Genomic DNA, 17,036 nt, shown 5'->3' on the forward strand with positions numbered 1-17,036 from the left:
CTATCTTGCCATATAAATACATCTGCCCGTCTCCTAAAAGTGCAGGAGACGGGCGATTGCCACGCAGCCACGGTTAGCGGCTGGTGGCGGCTGGTGGCGGCTGGGCGCTGGGCTAGCGCTCGATGCCGGCGACGGAGCGGATGATGCCGAAGCGGTGCATGGTCACCGATACGGCCTGCTCCAGGAGGTAAGGCAGCAGCTCACGACGGCCGTCGGCCAGAACTGGCTGGTCAAGAATGACGGAGTTGGACTCCACGGCTGCCTCGCGAGCGGTGTCCGCGACGGCGCCCAGCGTGCGTACACGAGCAGACTCGGCGCGGGAGAGCTCGGATGCGAAGGCGGCATCGGAAAGCTGGCGCACCTCGATGCCCAGGACCGCGAGCTGCTCTGCGACGGCCGGGGTAGCGGAGAACTCCACCTTGGTTCCGGTGACTGCGGCGGCGAGCACCTGGCGGATGACGTCGCGCAGTGCGAAGCCTTCGCCGATGCGCACGCGCAGCTTGTCCAGCAGCGGTACGTAGCGGAAGATGTTCGCCTCCGAAATCAGGCCGGTGCGGTCATGGTCGCGGCCGAATTCTTCCATCCAGGCCAGCTGGTCGAGCTCGGCGGCGCGCCAGAGCCACTCGACGTCGGCGTCGGAAAGCGCGGCCCGGCCTGCCAGGTTACGCAGCTCGTTGGCCACCGCCGCTGGGACGTCGACCTCGCGTGGGCGCAGCTCGCCGTCTGCCCAGGTGCCCATCTGCGCGACGTAGTTCGGGCCGCCTGCCTTGGCACCTGGGCCCATGACGGACTTCTTCCAGCCGCCGAAGGACTGACGCTGGACAATGGCGCCAGTGATGCCGCGGTTGACGTAGGCGTTGCCGACCTCGACGTTGTCGATCCAGTACTGGATCTCATCGTCGTCGAGGGAGTGGATGCCGCCGGTCAGACCGTAGCCGGTGGAGTTCTGCCACTCGATGGCTTGCTCAAGGGTTTCTGCGTGCATGATGCCGAGCACTGGGCCGAAGCACTCGTTGAGGTGGAACCAGGAGCCCGGCTTCACACCATCGCGGATGCCTGGGGACCACAGGGTGCCCTCCTCGTTGAGCTTTTCCGGCTTGAGCAGCCAGCTCTCGCCCGGCTCCAGCTGGGTAAGGCCGCGCAGCAGCTTCTCGCTTGGTGCCTCGGCCAGGCCGTTCATCGTGGTGGTGATGTCATAGCCTGGGCCTACCTTGAGGGTGCGCACGGCGTCGAGAAGCTGGCCGCGCAGGCGCTCGGAGGTGCCAGCTGCACCGACGAAGATGACCAGGGAGGACGCCGAGCACTTCTGGCCGGAGTGGCCGAATGCGGAGAGATAGAGATCCGCAATAGCCAGGTCAGGGTCCGCAGCCGGGGTGATGATAAGCGCGTTCTTGCCGGAGGTCTCCGCCATCAGGTTCATCTCTGGACGCCAGGAGCGGAAGAGCTTGCCGGTATCGGATGCGCCGGTCAGGATGACAGCGTCGACATCCGCGTGGGAGATGAGTGCCTTGCCTGCTTCGCCCTCATCGGTGAGCACGAGCTGGACGAGGTTGCGGTCGAGGCCGTGCTCCTCCAACGCGGCGTGTACGCACTCGACTGCCACCTTGGCACAGTGGACAACCTGTGGCGCCGGCTTGATGATGACGGCGGAACCCGCAGCTAGGGCGGAGAGCATGCCGCCTACCGGAATAGCGATAGGGAAGTTCCACGGTGGGGTGACCACGGTGACGCGGTTCGGGGTGAACTTAGAGCGTGCCTCATCGAGCAGGCGAGCAGAGTGTGCGTAGTAGACGGCGAAGTCGATGGCCTCAGAGATTTCTGGGTCGGTCTGCGTGATGGTCTTGTTGGCCTCGTAGGCTGCGACGTTGATGAGACGGGAGCGGGTAGCCGCCAGCTTGTCTGCCACGGTCTCGAGGACGGCAGCGCGCTCTGCGCCGGACCTAGAGCTCCATGCGTCGGCAAGCGAAGAGGCGGTGGCTACGGCAGCGTTGACGGCCTCCGGATCAGTGACCTCGTCGATGCCGTGGTGGCCTGGGTCCTGGCTCAGCAGCTTATGCGCCCACTCGCGGTTGGCTTCCAGGGCTGGGTCGGTGTCCGGCTCGTTGGTGAAGCGGCCACCGCGTGGGGCCTGGCGGCCTTCACCCGCAGCCTCTTCTTCGATGCGGTTCTGGGTGCGCTCTGGGCCGGCGAAGGTCTCCCAGCGGTTTTCTACTGCCGCGCGGAAGTGAGCTTCCTGCTGCTCAATCGGGGTGCCAGCACGCTTGTTGCCACGGGAATCGCGCTCCGGCTCATCCGGCGCGAACAGCGCGTAGAGGAAGTTCTGGCTGGCGGAGTTCTCCTCCAAGCGGCGGACTAGGTAAGACACGGCGACGTCGAAGTCCTCCGCGTGGACGACCGGGGTGTAGAGGATCTGGCGCCCCTCGTAGACCTCGCGGACTGCAGCCTGCTGTGCCGGGGACATGCCCTGCAGCATCTCGGAGTCGAGCATGTGCAGCACGCCGCGGGCGTTGCCGAGCTCGTAGCCCAAAGCCGCGGTGAACAGGTTGTGGGTAGCAACGCCGATACGCACGGAGTCGGCGAACTCTTCGCGCACGATGTAATCCAGCAGGCGGTAGTAGTTCGCATCCACGTCTGCCTTGTCGGTGTAGGTAGCAACCGGCCAACCATGGACCTCACCCTGGACGTGCTCCATGGATAGGTTCGCGCCCTTCACGATGCGGACCTTGACCTTGGCGCCGCCGGCTGCCACGCGCTCCTTGGCAAACTCCGCTACTTCCTGCAGGGCCTCGAAGGTATCTGGCAGGTAAGCCTGCAAGACGATGCCCGCTTCCAGGTTCTTGAACTCCGGCTCGGAGAGCAGCTCCTTGAACAGGCGGATGGTCAGGTGAAGGTCGTGGTACTCCTCCATATCCAGGTTGATGAATACGTTAGGAGAGCGCTTGACGGCCTCTTCATACAGTGGGCGCAAGCGCTCCTTCAGGCGCTCGACGGAACCATCGATGTCCCATGGGTTGAGCTGGGCCACCATGGAAGAAGCCTTGACGGAAACGTAGGTGACCTTTGGGTTCTTGATCAGGTCGAGCGTGCGCTTTGCACGGGAGCGGGCCTCGTCCTCGCCCAGAACTGCCTCGCCCAGCAGGTTGAGGTTGAGGTGCTCACCGGATTCGGCTGCCTTATCCAGCATCTTGTCCAAGGACTCGGACTCAGCGTCCAAAACGAGGTGGCCTACCATCTGGCGCATGCGCAGGCGTGCCAGCGGCATGACCAGGTTCGGCAAAATGGGGCCAAAGAAACCACCCATGCCAACCAGGGTGCCGTTGATAAGGCCTAGGAAGGCTGGGTCGAATCGCTGGGTGATCTTCTTCAGTGCGTTGGCTGCGACCTTATCGTCTTCCGGGCGCATGACTCGGTCGACGAAGTCCATGGTGAATGCGACGCCTTCAGAGTCGCGGAGCAGCTGGGCCAGCTGCTCGGTTCCCTTATCCTGTTCGCCTTCGCTGGCACGCAGCCAGGAATGGGCGCGGGTAACGGCCGCGTCGACGCAGGCCTCGACGTCGCCGGATTCAGGAAGGCGGGTGTGTGCAGAAGTTGTCATAAGCAGTGTGTACCTCAGGTGAATACCTGGCGCTTCCACGCGCTTTTAAATAGATGGGTGCCTTTTAAAGACAGGTGTGCAAAAGCTATCTGCGCGAGGAAAGCGTCCAGAGCCGGTTTGATTACTTAATTTCAAGAAGTTGAAAGTGCGGTCTCTAGCGCAGCGTCTGCGCGCAATGCACCGGTGGGCGGTCACCCTGGCGACGGGTACGAGAATGATTCGGATTCATCGCAACCGTCCTTTCCAAATGTTTCCGCACCAATTGCCCTTCCACTCCGCCAGCGCCTGCCAGTGCCTTTAAAATCCCCGCCGGTAACTGCGAAAATTTGCGCATTCGGGCAGGCGAGAACTTAAGAGGAAAGGGAGTGTGAAGGAGTCAGCTTAGTGAGCTGGATTAAATAAAGTGCGAACCTGTGATTGGTATCGCTAATCGAAAATTAGCGGTCGAAAGGCAGGTTGGTCAAGAGGAGGGGAGTAAGGGGGTAGAGAAATCTTTTCCACCTATAGTCCAAATAGATTTTGGGCCGTTCAACTGGGGGAATATAGAAAAATTCAAAAAAGTTGAGCGAAGTGGGAACAACTTTGGGTTAAGCGCGGTTGAAGAGGTTGAGTGGATCGCGCTCAGGTTCTTGTAGCAAACACCGAAACTTCTGTTAGAGTGGCGCAAGAGCCAACGAGAAGTTGAGCCACCTGAAATCAACTTAAAGCTAAAAACAGTCTTCTAAGACAAGCAAGGAGAAAATTCATGGGACGCGCAGTAGGCATTGACCTCGGTACCACCAACTCGGTTGTTTCCGTTCTGGAAGGTGGCGAGGCTACCGTCATCGCTAACTCTGAGGGTGCACGTACCACCCCATCCGTCGTTGCTTTTGCCAAGAACGGCGAAATCCTGGTCGGCCAGTCCGCCAAGAACCAGGCTGTCACCAACGTTGACCGCACCATCCGCTCCGTCAAGCGCCACATTGGTACTGACTGGACCATCGACATCGATGACAAGAAGTACACCCCGCAGGAGATCTCCGCTCGTACCTTGATGAAGCTCAAGCGCGACGCAGAGGCATACCTCGGCGAGGATGTCACCGACGCAGTTATTACTGTCCCGGCATACTTCGAGGACTCCCAGCGTCAGGCCACCAAGGAAGCCGGTCAGATTGCAGGCCTGAACGTCCTGCGTATCGTCAACGAGCCAACTGCGGCTGCATTGGCATACGGCCTGGAAAAGGGCGAGCAGGAGCAGACCATCCTGGTCTTCGACCTGGGCGGCGGCACCTTCGACGTTTCCCTGTTGGAAATCGGCGACGGCGTCGTTGAGGTTATGGCAACCGCTGGTGACAACCAGCTCGGTGGCGATGACTGGGATCAGCGCATCGTTGACTGGCTCGTTGAGAAGTTCAAGTCCGCTAACGGCATCGACCTGACCAAGGACAAGATGGCCCTGCAGCGTCTGCGCGAGGCCGCTGAGAAGGCAAAGATTGAGCTGTCTTCCTCCCAGTCCGCAAACATCAACCTGCCGTACATCACCGTTGACTCCGAGAAGAACCCGCTCTTCCTGGATGAGACCCTGTCCCGTACCGAGTTCCAGAAGATCACCCAGGATCTGCTGGACCGCACCAAGGCTCCGTTCAACCAGGTCATCAAGGATGCAGGCCTGTCCCTGTCCGAGGTTGACCACGTCGTTCTCGTCGGCGGTTCCACCCGTATGCCGGCTGTTTCCGAGCTGGTCAAGGAACTGACCGGCCGCGAGCCAAACAAGGGCGTTAACCCGGACGAGGTCGTTGCAGTCGGCGCTGCTCTGCAGGCAGGCGTTCTGCGCGGCGAGGTCAAGGACGTGCTGCTTCTCGACGTCACCCCACTGTCCCTCGGCATCGAGACCAAGGGCGGCGTGATGACCAAGCTCATCGAGCGCAACACCACCATTCCGACCAAGAAGTCCGAGACCTTCACCACCGCGGAAGATAACCAGCCTTCCGTTCAGATCCAGGTCTTCCAGGGCGAGCGCGAGATGGCTTCCGCCAACAAGCTGCTCGGCTCCTTCGAGCTCGGCGGCATCGCTCCGGCACCGCGTGGCGTCCCACAGATCGAGGTCACCTTCGACATCGATGCCAACGGCATCGTCTCCGTTTCTGCTAAGGACAAGGGCACCGGCAAGGAAAACACCATCAAGATTCAGGATGGTTCCGGCCTGTCCCAGGAAGAGATCGACCGCATGGTCAAGGACGCTGAGGCACACGCCGAAGAGGATAAGAAGCGCCGCGAGGAGCAGGAGCTGCGTAACCAGGCAGAGTCCACCTCCTACCAGACCCGCAAGTTCCTGGATGAGAACTCCGACAAGGTTTCCGAGGACGTTAAGACCCAGGTCACCGAGGCTGCCGACGCCGTCGATGAGGCTCTGAAGGGCGATGACATCGAGGCAATCAAGTCCGCAGTTGAGAAGCTGGGCACCGTCTCCCAGGAGATGGGCAAGCAGATCTACGAGGCACAGGCCGCTGAGGCCGGTGCTGAGGGCGCCGCAGCTGGTGCCGAGTCCGACCCAAACGTTGTTGACGCAGAGGTAGTCGACGAAGACGAGACCAAGGATGGCGACAAGTAATGACTCAGAACAGCGGAATGCCGCAAAACCCAGGCGACCCGGACAACACTGATCCAGAGGTAACCTCGGCGGACCGCGCTGAGGCAGCTGCCGCGGAAGCGCAAGAGGCTCAGGCTGCACAGGACGCGCAGGCTGACTCCGCCGACGAGGCAGAACTTGATCCAACTTTGGATGCGGATCTGGAAGCCGCGCTTGCCGACGTCTCCGCAGAAGACGCAGCCGACCAGGCTGAGGCAGCAGCCGACGCTGCCGCTGACCAGGGCAACTCCCTAGAGGCGCAGCTGGCTGAGCGCACCGAGGATCTGCAGCGTCTGAATGCGGAGTACACCAACTACCGCCGCCGCACCGAGCGCGAGCGCCAGGCTGTCATCGAGGCTTCCAAGGCCAAAGTCCTGGCAGAATTCCTGCCTATCCTTGATGACCTAGAGCTCGCACGTCAGCACGGCGACCTCGAGGAGGGCCCACTGAAGGCTATCTCCGACAAGCTCTCCGGCGTGCTGGAGAAGAACCAGTTGCAGCCATTCGGCGAAGAAGGCGACGCCTTCGACCCGGAAATCCATGAGGCTGTGCAGGATCTCTCTAGTGGTGGCGAGCAGGCAGTCGGTACCGTTCTACGCCGTGGCTACAAGGTAGGCGAGAAGCTGGTGCGCACCGCGATGGTAATCATCGCGGATGCACCGGACGCCTCCACGGAGGCCGGCGAGGGCAGTGCTGAATCTGCCGGTTCGGAATCTGCTTCCGAATAATGCGAGGTGGCGTCAGGGCTTAAACAAACAAATGCCTTGGCGCCATTTCACTGTTTAGTGAACTTAGAACAAATCTTATTTAGTTATATTTTGTCCCCAATAGCCGCCAAAGCTGGCGGTTTCAAGGAAGGAGGGGATGCCCAGTGAGCGCCAAACCCGAATGGGCAGACAAGGATTATTATGCGGATCTGGGGGTCTCCTCGTCCGCTACGCCAGAAGAAATCAAGCGCAGCTACCGCAAGCTAGCGCGCGAAAACCACCCCGATACCAACCCGGATAACCCCGCGGCAGCCGATAAGTTTAAGCGCGCTGCCGAAGCCTATGACGTGCTTTCCGACGCCACGATGCGTAAGGAATACGACCAGTTCAAGGCCATGCTGCGCAACGGCGGTGGGTTTGGACGGATGGGAGGCGCCGGGTTCCCCGGCGGGTTTCGATCTTCGCACATGGGCCAAGGATCTGCGGAAGAATTCGACCTCTCCGACCTCTTCGGAGGAAGAACGCCTGGAGGAGCGGCTCAAGGCGGCGGTTTTGGGGATATCTTCGGTAGCGTTTTCAACCGCGGCGGTAGTGCTGGCCACACAGCTCGGCCGTCGCGGGGGGCCGACGTCGAAACGGAAATAACCCTCGAATTCCGGGAGGCTGCCACCGGCACCACCATCCCGCTGCAGCTAACTGGTGACGCCCCCTGCACCACGTGCCATGGCTCCGGTTCCAAGTCAGGTAAGACGAGCTCCTGCAAGAACTGTAAGGGCACTGGCTTTACCTCTGAGAACCGCGGAACCTTCGGTTTTTCCGCGCCGTGCACTGAGTGTGGCGGCACCGGTCAGAAGATTGAGGATCCATGCGCGGACTGCAATGGTTCCGGCACCGTGCATCGCACGCGCTCTATCACCGTGCGTATACCGGCAGGCGTCATCGACGGTCAGAAAGTGCGCTTGGCCGGTCAGGGCGAGGCAGGCCCCAATGGTACGCCAGCGGGAGATCTTTTCGTTGCGGTGAAGGTAAAGCCGGACAAGATTTTCACCCGTGAGGGCGACGATCTGCATGTTACGGTGCCGGTTTCCTTCGCGGAATTGGCGTTGGGTGACACCATTACTGTGCCAACCCTGGATTCGCCGGTTCGCGTGAAGGTGCCGGCGGGCACTCCCGATGGCCGTACGCTGCGCGTGCGCAATCGCGGCATCGAGAAGCGCGGCGGCAAGGCCGGCGACCTTCTGGTTACCGTCCAGGTCACCGTCCCGACCCACCTTGATGGCGCCGCCACCAGTGCGCTGCGCACCTACGCGCAGGCGGAGCGCGACTCCGGCTTCGACCCGCGCGCGGGCTGGGAAGGCAAAGTCACCCATGGAAGCGCCGCAGGTAGCGCATAAAAGGAGGGTGCAACGATGAGCAAGGAAAATCAGGCAGGGGCCAACGCGGTCTATGTCATCTCCGTTGCCGCTGAGCTGTCCGGAATGCACGCGCAGACCCTGCGCACCTACGATCGCATCGGCTTGGTCTCGCCCGCCCGTACTCAAGGCGGCGGGCGCCGCTACTCCGACCGTGACATCGAATTGCTGCGCAAGATCCAGACTTTGTCGCACGACGAGGGTGTTAACCTCGCTGGAATCAAGTCCATCATTGAGCTGACCGAGGAGCGCGACCAGCTAGAGGCCGAGCGCGATGCATTGCTCGCTGAGGTTCAGCAGCTGCGCGAACGGGTTGGTGAACGCCAGCCGCGCGGCGAGCTCGTGCACGTGCCGCGCTCGACGTCAGTGGTCATGTGGACCCCACGCCGCAGCCGCCGGCGCGGCGAAGCCGGCCACGAAGGCTAGCTTTTAGCCTCCACAATCTTTCCGAGACCCCGCAGAAATGCGGGGTCTTTGAAGTATGAAATGTGGTCTCCTGGCAGGCGGTTTGCGCCTGGTAGTGGGGAAGCCCCAAAGTTGGGAGTGCTCGGATCCGGGCCGTGAATGCCACCGCGCGGGCCGGTAACCACGCCGATGGGATCGTGCGCATTCGTCGCGGCCCAACTGCGTGCCTGAATGTCATCGGCGCTTTCGGCGGTGGTGCCCGGGCTGCCCACGAAGACCACGTCTTCGGCCACGCCGGGCGCCTTTGCGGCTTTTCCTGCCACGACGGAACCATAGGAATAACCCACCACTATCCGCTGTGAGCGGGAAAAGCGTTTGCCCAATGAGCGCTGAAAGCGACGTAGGTCCTGCGCGCCACGTGCCGCTGGGGAATCGTGACCTGCCTGTGCGAGGCTGTCTGGTGCGCGGTAGCCAATCCAGGCCACCGCGGGACCGCCCGTTGCACGCGCTACGGCCCGCGCGCGATCGATGCTGCTTTGCCAGCCGGACGGATCCGAAGAATGCACCCCGGAGACCACGGTGGAAACACTTGCCGCGGAAGTACCCAGCTGGCCGGGATCAACCAATGCCGCCACGCGCCCGGGGCCGGCTTCAAGCAGTTGCACGTCCGGATTGCTCTCCGCTAGCGCGACGGCCTCTGGCGGGGCGGTGCTCATAAGCATCTGGTGGATGGCCTCGATGGGTAGCTCCTCGCAATCCTCCAGATAGCCGCCGCCGGTAGGCAGCTCTGGCGTGCACAGCGCATCTATTTCTTTGGAGCATGCCCAATCCAGGCCGTCGCCCAAAGCATCGAGCGCATTCAGCATCGCGCCTATCTGGCTGCTCCACGGTTCTATCTCATCCATCCGTGCTAGCAGGCGGGTGGCCTCGGCGCGCAATTGTTCGACCCGAGCCAGGATGGGCGCATAGGCGCGAAGAGTCTCTGCCGCAGCCTCCATGCTCTTAGCGGGTAGTTCGAGTTGTTCCGTGGTGTTTGTCAGCTGGGTGCGCGCGGAGTCGGCAAAAGCGCCAATTATTTCTAGGCTCTGCCAACTATTGTGTAGGCCTTGTTTGAAAACGTGCAGGTTAGCAGCGCCAGACTGCATTACTTGGGAGGCTAAATAAAGGCTTAGCGCGCGTCTCACGGCAGCCCTCCGTCCAGCTTGTTGGCCAGGGAGGCATCGATTCTTCTGCTGTGCCTGATGAACTCATCGAGGTCTTGGAGCATGGCGTCGTGTTGCTTAGCGTTAGCGGCAAGCTGACCGTCCCAGTGTTTTGCCACGCGCGCTAGGGCGCTGGCCGTGCGCGGATACTCAGGCGGCGGTGGGGTAATGAAGCGGTGCCTTTGGCCCATGTGGGAGCGGATGGTGTTGCGTGCGTTGTTAGCGATGTAGAAATCCATGCCTCAAGCTTTGCGGGCTAAGTCCAGTAATTTCTAGACCCACTTTCTGATTAGGGCGAAATCTGTGGATAACTCATCGCGACTCGGCTAGTTTGGGGTGTCATGTTGGTAGCAGCAGTGCAAATTTTGACCGGCGGTAACCTCGAGGAGAACCTTGAGCTGGCCGTGGAGAAGATCCGTGAAGCCGCTGAGAATGGTGCGCAATTGATCGTGTTGCCTGAGGCCACGTCCCAGGCCTTCGAGGCTGGCCGCTTAGACGAGCAGGCCCAGGGCCTTGATGGTTCCTTCGTCACCACCATCCGTGCGGTAGCCCAGCAGCTGGGGGTCACCGTCGTGCTTGGCATGTTCAGCCCAGCGGACACCGTTGAGCGTGATGGCAAGACCATCAACCGCGTGAGCAACACCGCGCTCATCGCGGGCCCGGACGTTCTTGGCGGTTACGACAAAATCCACACTTATGACGCCTTCAATTACAAGGAATCCGATACTGTGCGCGCGGGTGAGGCGCTCGTGGCTTTCGACGTCGCGGGCATTACCGTTGGCGTGGCCACCTGTTATGACATCCGCTTCCCAGAGCAGTTCAAGGAGCTGGCTCGCCAGGGCGCGCAGGTAATCGTCGTTCCTACTAGCTGGGCTGACGGTCCCGGCAAGCTGGAGCAGTGGCGTCTGCTCACCGCGGCGCGTGCTCTAGACTCCACCTCTTATATCGTGGCTGCGGGCCAAGCCCGTCCAGGCGGCGCGGAGATGGCTGGGCAAGACTCCGGCCCCACCGGCATTGGCCATTCAGTAGTTGTAGCCCCCGATGGCACCCGCGTAGTCGAGGCCGGCTACGAGCCGGAGATCATCTACGCCGAGATCGACTCCGACCTCGTTGCCCAGACCCGCAAAGCGCTGCCGGTCCTCGAGGCTTAAGTTTGCGTCCACTCCGACTTCTTCCAGGCCGCCCACGCATCCCAGTCCTCCCAGCCGTCTAGGTCTGCGGCGGATGCCGCCCACTCGTGGCCACGCTGCCAGGATTGGGCGTGGATATTGCCAGCTGGGATGCCGGCGGCTAGGAGGGATTCGTGTGCCACCTCGACTCGGTCGGCAGGGCCTACCAAGATGAAGCGCTTGTCCTTGGCTCCGTCCTTCTCGTGGTCCTTCTCGTGGCGTAGCACCACTGCGATGGGGTCTTGGGATTCGCCGGCGGTTTCGGATGCGAAGCCCTCTGCCTGCGGCTGTGCGCCGAGCAGCCAGGGATCCCGCTCGCTGCGGGAGATGTAATGAAACGAAAGCTCAGGCAAGAGGGCCTGGAGATTAGCCTGGAAGTGGGTGTCGTAGTGCTCGCCAGGGGAAGAAGCCACGCTGTAGACGCTAAGGTTCTTCGGTACTTCGCCGGCAGCCAAGCAATCTAGGAGAGCGGCGCGGGCGCCCGCCCATCCCGTGCCGAAGCTTATGAGCGCGGTGGCCTTGCCATCGTGCAGGCTCGGAAAGTTTCCGGCGGGGTTACCCAGGGTCCACCAATCGCCGGGCTTTGCCTTGGCCAGCATAGAGGAGGCGTCGCCAGCCAGCGCAATGTGGAAGAGCAGCTGGCCCGTAGTGTCCGCCGGATGTGCCGGGGTCAGCATGCGCCAGGTGCCGGGCAGCAGCTGCGAGGTGACGGGAAAATGCTGGCCCGCCTCGTATTCGATGGGTGCACCGGATTCCAGCCGCACCACCGCAGTGTTGCGGTTGGGGTGTTCTACGGCGACTACCTGCGCGCTGTGGGCTGGGGCGATGCCGGCGATGTCGGCAGCATGCGCCGCTTGTGCCATCGTGGTGCACACAGTGTGGATGGCGCGCTTTGCCACCACTAGCTGGTGCTGAGTCAGTCCCAACGCGGTAAACCCCTCGCTTAGGGAGGCCTCGAACTTGGGATAGATCTCTGTGGGGAAGCCGTGGCGGCGGTGCTCCTTGCCCAGCTCGCGGACGCGCTCGATGGTCTCTTCGGGGAGGAATCCGGCGTCGTCAGCCGCGTCCAATATCCACGCCACTGCAGGCGCCAGTGCCGGGTGGGTATTGCGCATGGATAGAGCGAAGATTTGGCGCGACTCCGCGACGGTGGCAAAGAAGTGCTGATGCACCGCATCGCGGTAATCGTCAGCGTGCCTGCGGATGTGTTCGCCCAATTCCTTCATGCTGGCCCATCCTACTTGCCCGCGGCCGCGGGCGATCTGGTTTAGGGAAGCCGCTTCGAGGTGGCTTCTCCGTATGATGAGCGCATGGAGGTCGCACTACCGCACGAAGTTCGCCGAGCGGGCCGTTCGCATCTGGACGCCGCCGATCGGCTGCTGCCTGGAGCGATCACGGGTGTCGTGGTGGGCGGTTCTATTGCGCTGGGTGCGTATCGCCCGAAGGCCAGCGACATCGACTTGATCGCCACGCTTGATGACGCCTGGCGGGAGCGCTCCGACCTGATCCCACGCCTGCGCGCTCTGCACCTCTCCCAGCTCCCGCGGCTGCTCGGGCGAGCCGTTCGAGGAATGGGCATCAGCGCGTGCTGCAACACCTCGTTCGTGTGGGACTCGGAGATCACGCGCCCTGTGACACAGATCGAGCCGATCGCTTCCCACGTGGGTGAGATCTTCAACCCCAGGGGCGCGTTCGATGTGAATCCCGTGATCTGGCACGAGCTCCAGCACGGCGGCATCGCGCTACGGGGAGGGGACGTCTCGACCTGGGGCCTAGACCCGCAGCCCGACGAGCTCCGGCCATGGACCCTGAACAACCTGCTGGGGTACTGGAAGCCGCTGATGCTGCGCACCGAGAGAGGGCGTGGAGCCCTCGGAGCCGGGAGGGTTCAATGGCGGCTCCTCGGACCTGCGCGGATGCACGCGACGCTCACGACGGGTGAGGTCATCAGCAAGCAGGAGGCCGGAGCGCGTGCTCTCGGATTGTTCCCTCATCACGCACCGATCCTCGGCGTAGCACTTGCTCATCTCAGCGGAGAGAATGCTCCAAGCGCTCCACCGAAAAGCGAATGGCGACGGCTGACTGCCGTCTGCATGCGCGAGATCATCTCCAGGTCGGAGCAGCTTCCGCGCTGAACTTGACGCCACCTTCGGCCTGCTTTTGGCGCTAACTCGCGACGGGTTGGTGGAGCTGGGGATTGAGCCGGAAGGCCAGGTGGCCTACGACTGGAACCTCGCACGATTGTGCGGTTTCCCTTTTCTATGCGGTGCCTAAGTGCTCAGCGAAGCGATTAAACGGCAAGGAAAACTTGAGTCTGCTACGCTCAGGCAGGGAAGAAAAGAAAATTTGAAGTTGAGTGGAACAAACTCAACTTTGGATGCGTTGTTGTAAATATCAGGCAATAAACCTTCTAATAAACAACTTCCAAGGAGGAAGCAATGAGTGCTTTCAACCCCACCACCAAGACCCAAGAGGCCTTACAGCAGGCGCTGCAGACCGCCTCTTCCAACGGCAATCCGGACATTCGCCCGGCGCACCTACTAGCGGCCATCCTTAGCCAAGAAGACGGCATCGCCGCACCGGTCCTCAAGGCCACCGGCGTCGATCCGGAAACCGTCCTCAAGGAGGCGCGCGCACTTGTGGATTCCTATCCCAAGGCTGAGGGCTCTGGGATGGCGAACCCGAACTTTAACCGCGACGGTCTCAACGTCTTGACCCGCGCGCAGGAGCTTGCGGGCGAATTGGGCGATGAGTACGTCTCCACCGAGGTTCTTCTCGCTGCTATCGCCGGCTCTAAGACTGACGCCGCCGAGCTGCTTACCGGCCGCGGCGCTACCTTTGATGCGCTGAAGGGCGCTTTCCCTTCGGTGCGCGGGGCCGCGAAGGTCACCTCTGAGAACCCAGAGGAGCAGTTCCAGGCGCTGGAGAAGTACGCCACCGACCTAACCGCCCGTGCGCGGGAGGGCAAGATTGACCCGGTTATCGGCCGCGACCAGGAAATTCGCCGCGTCGTGCAGGTGCTTTCCCGCCGCACAAAGAACAACCCAGTCCTTATCGGTGAGCCGGGCGTGGGCAAGACCGCCATCGTGGAGGGCCTGGCTCGCCGCATCGTGGCAGGCGACGTCCCGGAGTCCCTCAAGGGCAAGACCTTGCTGAGCCTCGACTTGGGCTCCATGGTCGCCGGCGCGAAGTACCGGGGCGAGTTCGAGGAGCGCTTGAAGGCAGTGCTGGATGAGATCAAGGCCTCGGAAGGCCAGATCATCACCTTCATCGACGAGCTGCACACCATCGTCGGCGCGGGCGCCACGGGCGAGGGTTCCATGGACGCTGGCAACATGATTAAGCCGATGCTGGCCCGCGGTGAGCTGCGCCTGGTGGGCGCTACCACCTTGGACGAGTACCGCAAGTACATCGAGAAGGACGCCGCTTTGGAGCGCCGCTTCCAGCAGGTCTATGCGGCTGAGCCCTCTGTTGAAGATACCGTGGGCATCCTGCGTGGCCTGAAGGAGCGCTACGAGGTCCACCACGGTGTGCGCATCATGGACTCCGCGCTGGTTTCTGCAGCTGAGCTGTCTAATCGCTACATCACCAATCGCTTCCTGCCAGACAAGGCAATCGACTTGGTCGACGAGGCTGGTTCCCGCCTGCGCATGGAGATTGACTCCTCCCCGCAGGAGATCGACGAGTTGGAGCGCGTCGTGCGCCGAATGGAGATCGAGGAGCTGGCGCTGAAGAAGGAAAAGGACGCCGCCAGCCAGGACCGTCTGAGCAAGCTGCAGCAGGAGCTTGCCGACGAACGCGAAAAGCTCGGGGAGCTCAAGGCTCGCTGGGTCAACGAGAAGAAGGCTATCGATGAAGTCCAGCACGCCAAGGAGGAGTTGGAGGATCTGAAGCGCCAGGCCGAGATTGCCGAGCGCGACGGTGACTACGAGAAGACTTCCGAGCTGCGTTATGGTCGCATTCCCGAGTTGGAGAAGCAGCTTGCCGACGCCGAGGTGCACGCCAACGCGCAGTCCAACACCATGCTGGTAGAGGAGGTCACCCCAGACACCATCGCTGAGGTGGTTTCCGCGTGGACCGGCATCCCAGCGGGCAAGATGCTGCAGGGTGAGACCCAGAAGCTGCTCAACATGGAGGCCGAGCTGGGCCGCCGCGTGGTGGGGCAGAAAGAAGCGGTCAAGGCCGTCTCCGATGCCGTGCGCCGCGCCCGTGCGGGCGTTGCGGACCCGGATCGTCCGACCGGCTCCTTCCTCTTCCTTGGGCCTACGGGCGTGGGTAAGACGGAGCTGGCCAAGGCTCTGGCGGACTTCCTCTTCGACGATGAGTCCGCGATGGTGCGCATTGACATGTCTGAGTACGGGGAGAAGCACTCCGTGGCTCGCCTCGTCGGTGCCCCTCCGGGATACGTTGGCTACGATGCCGGCGGCCAGCTCACGGAGGCCGTGCGTCGCCGTCCGTACACGCTCGTGCTTTTCGACGAAGTGGAAAAGGCGCACCAAGACGTCTTCGACGTTCTGCTGCAGGTCCTCGATGAGGGCCGGCTGACCGACGGCCAGGGTCGCACCGTGGACTTCCGCAATACGGTCATCATCCTGACCTCGAACCTCGGTGCCGGTGGCACCAAGGAGGAGGTCATGGAGGCCGTCAAGCGCAACTTCAAGCCGGAGTTCATTAACCGTCTCGATGATGTCGTGATGTTCGAGTCTCTGTCCTCTGAGCTGCTGGCCGGCATCGTCGACATCCAGCTCGATGCTCTGGCATCGAGGTTGCAAGGGCGCCGCCTGAACCTGCAGGTTTCCGACGCCGCGAAGCTGTGGCTCGCCGAGCGCGGCTACGACCCTGCTTACGGCGCCCGCCCGCTGCGCCGCCTAGTGCAGCAAGCTATTGGTGACCAGCTTGCCCGCCAGCTTTTGGCCGGCGAGGTCATGGACGGCGACACCGTCCAAGTCGACGTCGCTGACGGCGGCGAGCACCTGGAGCTCAATAGCAAGCGCAGCTAGCCTGCGTAAGAAGCGCCGAAGTGCTCATGGCCCTAGAATCTAGAGCCATGAGCAATTTGGTTTCTCCAAGCGAACTCCAGCAATCCATTTACCGCGGCAAGCGCGTCGCACTTCTTGCATCTTTGTGGGCACCAGGTGAGGGTGAGGCATACAACCAGTTCGCCTCCCTGCACATTCCTACCGCGCAGTTCGCCGACGCTGCGCACTCCTTCGTCGGCCTTCCTGGCTCCAAGGTGGGCCGTAACCCGTTGGTGAACCCGGAGCGCTTGAAGGAGAGCTGCGAGGCATGGGGACTGCGTCCCGATTGGGAGATCGTGGTCTACGACGAAGGCCGTGGCCTCTTCGCTGCACGCGCTTGGTGGACCCTGCGCTGGGCGGGCTTTAAGAACGTACGCATGCTCGATGGTGGCTTGGCTAATTGGCGCCGCCAGGGCTTTGCCACCCTTACGGGCCCAGGCAACCTGGGCCTTGCCACCGAGGTCGAAATCACGCCGGGCTCTATGCCGACTGCCACGATTGAGGACGTTAAGGCCCACGACGGCCTGCTCATCGATACTCGTACGGCAAACCGCTTCGCTGGCCGCCGTGAGCACCTCGATCTGAAGGCCGGCCACATCCCCGGTGCAGTGAACCTGCCGGAGCGCCAGTTCCACAACGAAGACAAGACCATCAAATCTGACGAGGAAATCCTAGAGATCCTCGACAACGCTGGCATCACCAAGGAAAACGTCAAGGACGCCATCATTTACTCTGGTTCCGGTAACCACTCCGCGCTGACCATCGGCATCCTTGAGGGCCTTGGATTTACCGGCCTGCGCCACTTCGTCGGTGGCTGGTCCCAGTGGTCCGCAGACCCATCCAACCCGGTCGAGCGTGGCGACCGCACGACTGTATAAATAGCCTGCGTAAATTAACCAGCGCGCCAGCCTACTCACCCC

Annotated in this window: 13 protein-coding genes; 9 read left to right on the plus strand and 4 right to left on the minus strand. The window is 62.0% G+C overall.

From position 1 onward, the window contains the following. Positions 1–112 precede the first annotated feature (112 nt). Entirely contained in the window at positions 113–3,595 is a 3,483-nt protein-coding gene (locus HMPREF3169_RS00905; RefSeq protein WP_070455375.1) for a proline dehydrogenase family protein, read from the minus strand. Positions 3,596–4,008: 413 nt separating this feature from the next. Between HMPREF3169_RS00905 and HMPREF3169_RS00910 the strand changes: the two genes are divergently transcribed. From HMPREF3169_RS00910 to HMPREF3169_RS00930, 5 genes are all read left to right on the plus strand, one after another. Next, positions 4,009–4,230 carry a hypothetical protein gene (locus tag HMPREF3169_RS00910; protein ID WP_070455381.1) on the plus strand — a complete coding sequence of 74 codons (222 nt, stop codon included), beginning with the start codon at positions 4,009–4,011 and terminating at the stop codon, positions 4,228–4,230. A gap of 110 nt (positions 4,231–4,340) precedes the next feature. Further along, the gene (gene dnaK / locus HMPREF3169_RS00915) at positions 4,341–6,185 is read left to right on the plus strand and encodes a molecular chaperone DnaK (protein WP_062036964.1); all 1,845 of its coding nucleotides are present in this window, start codon (positions 4,341–4,343) and stop codon (positions 6,183–6,185) included. Beyond that, a complete protein-coding gene (gene grpE, locus HMPREF3169_RS00920; RefSeq protein ID WP_070455382.1) occupies positions 6,185–6,931 on the plus strand; it encodes a nucleotide exchange factor GrpE in 747 nt (248 codons plus the stop codon). The genes dnaK and grpE overlap by 1 nt, the downstream gene beginning before the upstream one ends. A gap of 143 nt (positions 6,932–7,074) precedes the next feature. Further along, entirely contained in the window at positions 7,075–8,304 is a 1,230-nt protein-coding gene (gene dnaJ / locus HMPREF3169_RS00925; protein WP_070455384.1) for a molecular chaperone DnaJ, read from the plus strand. Positions 8,305–8,319: 15 nt separating this feature from the next. Beyond that, entirely contained in the window at positions 8,320–8,748 is a 429-nt protein-coding gene (locus HMPREF3169_RS00930; protein WP_061924927.1) for a heat shock protein transcriptional repressor HspR, read from the plus strand. Here the strand turns inward: HMPREF3169_RS00930 and HMPREF3169_RS00935 are convergent. Continuing rightward, positions 8,745–9,872: an alpha/beta hydrolase gene (locus HMPREF3169_RS00935; RefSeq protein ID WP_070455386.1), complete on the minus strand. Its 1,128-nt coding sequence runs from the start codon at positions 9,870–9,872 to the stop codon at positions 8,745–8,747. The two genes, HMPREF3169_RS00930 and HMPREF3169_RS00935, sit on opposite strands and share 4 nt — an antisense overlap. A gap of 35 nt (positions 9,873–9,907) precedes the next feature. Beyond that, the gene (locus HMPREF3169_RS00940; protein WP_070455388.1) at positions 9,908–10,168 is read right to left on the minus strand and encodes a hypothetical protein; all 261 of its coding nucleotides are present in this window, start codon (positions 10,166–10,168) and stop codon (positions 9,908–9,910) included. A gap of 102 nt (positions 10,169–10,270) precedes the next feature. Here HMPREF3169_RS00940 and HMPREF3169_RS00945 point away from each other — a divergent pair, with 102 nt between their 5' ends. Further along, a complete protein-coding gene (locus HMPREF3169_RS00945) occupies positions 10,271–11,080 on the plus strand; it encodes a carbon-nitrogen hydrolase family protein (protein ID WP_070455390.1) in 810 nt (269 codons plus the stop codon). Here the strand turns inward: HMPREF3169_RS00945 and HMPREF3169_RS00950 are convergent. Beyond that, a complete protein-coding gene (locus tag HMPREF3169_RS00950) occupies positions 11,077–12,324 on the minus strand; it encodes an FAD-binding oxidoreductase (RefSeq protein ID WP_070455392.1) in 1,248 nt (415 codons plus the stop codon). The two genes, HMPREF3169_RS00945 and HMPREF3169_RS00950, sit on opposite strands and share 4 nt — an antisense overlap. An 84-nt stretch (positions 12,325–12,408) precedes the next feature. Between HMPREF3169_RS00950 and HMPREF3169_RS00955 the strand changes: the two genes are divergently transcribed. From HMPREF3169_RS00955 to HMPREF3169_RS00965, 3 genes are all read left to right on the plus strand, one after another. Then, complete coding sequence (locus HMPREF3169_RS00955) at positions 12,409–13,233, plus strand: aminoglycoside adenylyltransferase domain-containing protein (RefSeq protein WP_070455414.1); 825 nt, start codon at positions 12,409–12,411, stop codon at positions 13,231–13,233. A 303-nt stretch (positions 13,234–13,536) separates the two neighbouring features. After that, complete coding sequence (gene clpB, locus HMPREF3169_RS00960) at positions 13,537–16,098, plus strand: ATP-dependent chaperone ClpB (protein WP_070455394.1); 2,562 nt, start codon at positions 13,537–13,539, stop codon at positions 16,096–16,098. A 47-nt stretch (positions 16,099–16,145) separates the two neighbouring features. Then, entirely contained in the window at positions 16,146–16,994 is an 849-nt protein-coding gene (locus tag HMPREF3169_RS00965) for a sulfurtransferase (protein WP_070455396.1), read from the plus strand. The last annotated feature ends 42 nt before the right edge of the window (positions 16,995–17,036 follow it).

Origin of the sequence: Corynebacterium sp. HMSC08C04 (assembly GCF_001807495.1) — a bacterium.
Taxonomy (GTDB): Bacteria; Actinomycetota; Actinomycetes; order Mycobacteriales; family Mycobacteriaceae; genus Corynebacterium; species Corynebacterium simulans.

What these genes read in the sequence shown, in the direction of transcription:
- HMPREF3169_RS00905 (WP_070455375.1), bottom strand. Translation starts at nt 3,595, where the DNA reads ATGACAACTTCTGCACACACCCGCCTTCCTGAATCCGGCGACGTCGAG.
- dnaK (WP_062036964.1), top strand. Translation starts at nt 4,341, where the DNA reads ATGGGACGCGCAGTAGGCATTGACCTCGGTACCACCAACTCGGTTGTT.
- grpE (WP_070455382.1), top strand. Translation starts at nt 6,185, where the DNA reads ATGACTCAGAACAGCGGAATGCCGCAAAACCCAGGCGACCCGGACAAC.
- HMPREF3169_RS00930 (WP_061924927.1), top strand. Translation starts at nt 8,320, where the DNA reads ATGAGCAAGGAAAATCAGGCAGGGGCCAACGCGGTCTATGTCATCTCC.
- HMPREF3169_RS00935 (WP_070455386.1), bottom strand. Translation starts at nt 9,872, where the DNA reads ATGCAGTCTGGCGCTGCTAACCTGCACGTTTTCAAACAAGGCCTACAC.
- HMPREF3169_RS00940 (WP_070455388.1), bottom strand. Translation starts at nt 10,168, where the DNA reads ATGGATTTCTACATCGCTAACAACGCACGCAACACCATCCGCTCCCAC.
- HMPREF3169_RS00945 (WP_070455390.1), top strand. Translation starts at nt 10,271, where the DNA reads ATGTTGGTAGCAGCAGTGCAAATTTTGACCGGCGGTAACCTCGAGGAG.
- HMPREF3169_RS00950 (WP_070455392.1), bottom strand. Translation starts at nt 12,324, where the DNA reads ATGAAGGAATTGGGCGAACACATCCGCAGGCACGCTGACGATTACCGC.
- HMPREF3169_RS00955 (WP_070455414.1), top strand. Translation starts at nt 12,409, where the DNA reads ATGGAGGTCGCACTACCGCACGAAGTTCGCCGAGCGGGCCGTTCGCAT.
- clpB (WP_070455394.1), top strand. Translation starts at nt 13,537, where the DNA reads ATGAGTGCTTTCAACCCCACCACCAAGACCCAAGAGGCCTTACAGCAG.
- HMPREF3169_RS00965 (WP_070455396.1), top strand. Translation starts at nt 16,146, where the DNA reads ATGAGCAATTTGGTTTCTCCAAGCGAACTCCAGCAATCCATTTACCGC.